Consider the following 3,831-nt stretch of genomic DNA (forward strand, 5'->3'; position numbering starts at 1 on the left):
CCGGTGCGCCGGACGCGGAGCGTTCCGCGCACCGGGGCCGTGCGGGGCCTCGTGGGAGGAGTGGAGAGCTCAGCCCTCGCCCTCGCCCTCCCCCTCGGACTCCTCGATGTCCTTGGCCAGGCCGAGCTGCTCCACGAGCCAGCGGTCGAACTCGACCGAGGCGCGGATCCAGCTCACCGTGCTGGAGACGAAGTGCTCCAGCGAGACGCCGACGCCGATCAGCATCTGGGCCTCGCCGATCAGGCGGACCGTGCCGTCGTCGTGCGTGTGGCTGTAGACCTTCGGCCACAGGGTGCGGCGGTTCCAGTCGTCGACCAGCTCCAGCAGGCGGGTCTTGTCCTCGATGGAGTGGGGGCGGTCGTAGAACGTCCGGACGGAGAAGACCTGCTGCTCCTTCTCGCCGCGGAACATGAAGTAGGTGCGGAACTCCTCCCACGGCGCCGCGAGGTCACCCTCGTCGTCGACGACGTACTTCAGCTCCATCTGGTCGAGGAGCTGCTTGACCAGGTCCTGGTCCGGGATGACGGGCCCGGCAGGCCCCGTCGGCTGCTGTTCGGGCTGCTGGCCCCCGAAGTTCGGGATCGAGGACGGGTCGATAGTCACCGTGGTTTTCCCTTCATACGATTCCTGCCATCCTCCCCCACCCCGGCCCGGTCATGGCAAGCCCGGGCTCCGGGGCTCGTCCGTCGGGCTGACATGACCGTCCGACCGCATGGGGGTTCCCCGCCGGGCAGGGCATATGCCGTGGTGGTGCGCCCGGCGACCGGAGCCGCCGGGCACCACCGTTCACCGCACCACGGTCACCGCCGCGCCGTCACCGCGCCGGGGTGACGGTCAGGCCCTCCCCCAGGGCGACGTCCACGCGGACGGTGTCCCCGTCACGGATCTCGCCCGTCAGGATCGCGCGGGCGAGCCGGTCGCCGATGGCCGTCTGGACCAGGCGGCGCAGCGGCCGGGCGCCGTAGGCCGGGTCGTTGCCCTCGACCGCCAGCCAGTCCAGCGCGGCGTCGGAGACGTCGAGGGCGAGGCGACGGTCGGACAGGCGCCGGGAGAGGGCGTCGATCTGGAGCCGGGCGATGCCGCGCAGCTCCTCGCCGCTGAGCGCGGAGAAGACCACCAGGTCGTCCAGCCGGTTGAGGAACTCCGGCCGGAAGGCGGAGCGGACGCTCGCCATGACCTCCTCGCGCTTCTCCTCCTCCTTGGCGAGGGGGTCCATCAGGAACTGGCTGCCGAGGTTGGAGGTGAGGACGAGGATGGTGTTGCGGAAGTCCACCGTCCGGCCCTGCCCGTCGGTCAGCCGCCCGTCGTCGAGCGCCTGGAGCAGGATGTCGAAGACCTCGTGGTGGGCCTTCTCCACCTCGTCCAGCAGCACCACGCTGTACGGGCGCCGCCGCACGGCCTCGGTGAGCTGGCCGCCCTCCTCGTAGCCGACGTAGCCGGGGGGCGCGCCGACCAGCCGGGCGACCGAGTGCTTCTCGCCGTACTCGCTCATGTCGATGCGGACCATGGCCCGCTCGTCGTCGAAGAGGAAGTCGGCGAGCGCCTTGGCCAGCTCGGTCTTGCCGACGCCGGTGGGGCCGAGGAACATGAACGAGCCCGTGGGCCGGTCGGGGTCGGCGACCCCGGCGCGGGAGCGGCGCACGGCGTCGGAGACGGCGCGCACGGCCTCGCTCTGGCCGATCAGCCGCCGGCCCAGCTCGTCCTCCATGCGCAGCAGCTTCCGCGTCTCGCCCTCCAGCAGTCGTCCGGCGGGGATGCCGGTCCAGGAGGCGACGACATCGGCGATGTCGTCCGAGCCGACCTCCTCCTTGACCATGGTGTCCTTGCCCGGGTCCTGCTCCTGCTCGGCGGCCGAGGCCTCCTCCAGCTCGCGCTCCAGGGTGGGGATCTCGCCGTACAGCAGCTTTGAGGCGGTCTCGAAGTCGCCGTCGCGCTGGGCGCGCTCGGCCTGGCCGCGCACCTCGTCGAGCCTCTCCTTCAGCTCGCCGACGCGGTTGAGTCCCTGCTTCTCCTTCTCCCAGCGGGCGGTCAGTCCCCGCAGCTCCTCCTCGCGGTCGGCCAGCTCGCGGCGCAGCCGCTCCAGCCGTTCCCGGGAGCTCTCGTCGCTCTCGCCCGCCAGCGCCAGCTCCTCCATCTTCAGCCGGTCCACGGCACGCTGGAGCTCGTCGATCTCCACGGGCGAGGAGTCGATCTCCATACGCAGCCGGGAGGCGGCCTCGTCGACCAGGTCGATGGCCTTGTCCGGCAGGAAGCGGGAGGTGATGTAGCGATCGGACAGGGCGGCGGCGGCCACCAGCGCGCCGTCGGCGATCTGGACCTTGTGGTGCGCCTCGTAGCGGCCCTTGAGGCCGCGCAGGATGGCGATGGTGTCCTCGACGGTGGGCTCGGCGACCAGCACCTGCTGGAAGCGGCGCTCCAGAGCCGGGTCCTTCTCGATCCGCTCGCGGTACTCGTCCAGCGTGGTGGCGCCGACCATGCGCAGCTCGCCGCGGGCCAGCATGGGTTTGAGCATGTTGCCCGCGTCCATCGCCGAGTCGCCGCCGGCGCCCGCGCCGACGACGGTGTGCAGCTCGTCGATGAAGGTGACGATCCGCCCGTCGCTGGACTTGATCTCCGCCAGGACGGCCTTGAGCCGCTCCTCGAACTCGCCGCGGTACTTGGCCCCGGCCACCATCGCGCCCAGGTCGAGGGCGACCAGGCGCTTGTTCTTCAGCGACTCGGGGACGTCGCCCTTGACGATCCGCTGCGCCAGGCCCTCCACGACCGCCGTCTTGCCGACACCGGGCTCGCCGATGAGGACCGGGTTGTTCTTGGTACGCCGCGAGAGCACCTGCACCACGCGGCGGATCTCCTGGTCGCGGCCGATGACGGGGTCGAGCCGGCCCTCGCGGGCCGCGGCGGTCAGGTCGGTGCCGAACTTCTCCAGCGCCTTGTAGGTGCCCTCGGGGTCGGCGGTGGTGACGCGCTGCCCGCCGCGGGCGCTCTCGAAGGCGGTGAGCAGCTTCTCGGCGGTGACCCCCCGCTCGGTGAGCAGCCCGCCGGCCCGGCCGCCCCTGGCCGCCAGGCCGATGAGCAGGTGCTCGGTGGAGATGTAGGCGTCGCCCAGCTCCTTGGCGCGCCGGGAGGCGTCGGCGAGGACGGCCATCAGGTCGCGGTCGGGCTGCGGCTTGGCGACGGTGGAGCCCCGCACGCTGGGCAGCGAGCCCAGCAGCCGCTCGGCCGCCGAGCGCAGGGCGGCCTGGTCGGCGTCGGCCGCCGCGAGCAGGTCCTGGATGTTCTCGTTGTCCTGGCCCTCCAGCAGGGCCAGCAGCAGATGTGCCGGGGTGATGTCGGGGTGGCCCCCGGTGAGGGCGCGGTTGTTGGCCGCGCTGATCGCGTCCCGGCTCCTGTTGGTCAGCTCGGCGTCCACGGGTGCGTGCTCCTCCTCCTGTCGCCAACTCTGCACACATCAGCATGCAGTAAGTTGAGTCTATTCCACTCAAGGGGTGGACGGGAGTGCCGCCGGGATAGTTTCCGGAGTATGGCCAGTGAATCCCGGCGGGACCCCGGGCACCCGGACGACGCGTACCTCGCCTTCTGGCGGGAGCGGCACCTGTGCACCCTGACGACGCTCCGCCCTGACGGCACGCCCCATGTGGTGCCCGTCGGGGCCACCTACGACCCCGGGGCCGGTCTGGCGCGGGTCATCACCCGCCGCACCAGCGCCAAGGTCGCCAACGTCCTGGCCGCCGCGGGGAGGCCCGGAGGCGCCCGGGCCGCCGTCTGCCAGGTGGACCGGGGGCGCTGGGCCACCCTGGAGGGCACCGGGGGGGGGGGGGGGGGGGGGGGGGG

At 72.2% G+C, this 3,831-nt stretch carries 2 protein-coding genes and 1 pseudogene; 1 reads left to right on the plus strand and 2 read right to left on the minus strand.

Annotated features, from left to right (window positions below; translation table 11 throughout):
• Window positions 1-69: 69 nt before the first annotated feature.
• Both LJ221_RS22245 and clpB read right to left on the minus strand, forming a co-directional pair.
• On the minus strand, window positions 70-603 hold the full coding sequence (locus LJ221_RS22245; protein WP_241718500.1) for a YbjN domain-containing protein: 534 nt from the start codon (window positions 601-603) through the stop codon (window positions 70-72).
• Window positions 604-814: 211 nt separating this feature from the next.
• On the minus strand, window positions 815-3,409 hold the full coding sequence (clpB, locus tag LJ221_RS22250) for an ATP-dependent chaperone ClpB (RefSeq protein WP_241718501.1): 2,595 nt from the start codon (window positions 3,407-3,409) through the stop codon (window positions 815-817).
• A 111-nt stretch (window positions 3,410-3,520) separates the two neighbouring features.
• Between clpB and LJ221_RS22255 the strand changes: the two are divergent.
• Window positions 3,521-3,831, plus strand: a pseudogene (locus tag LJ221_RS22255) (pyridoxamine 5'-phosphate oxidase family protein); the annotation flags it as partial.

The sequence above is a fragment of the Streptomyces sp. CNQ085 genome, from assembly GCF_022614595.1.
Classification (GTDB): domain Bacteria; phylum Actinomycetota; class Actinomycetes; order Streptomycetales; family Streptomycetaceae; genus Streptomyces.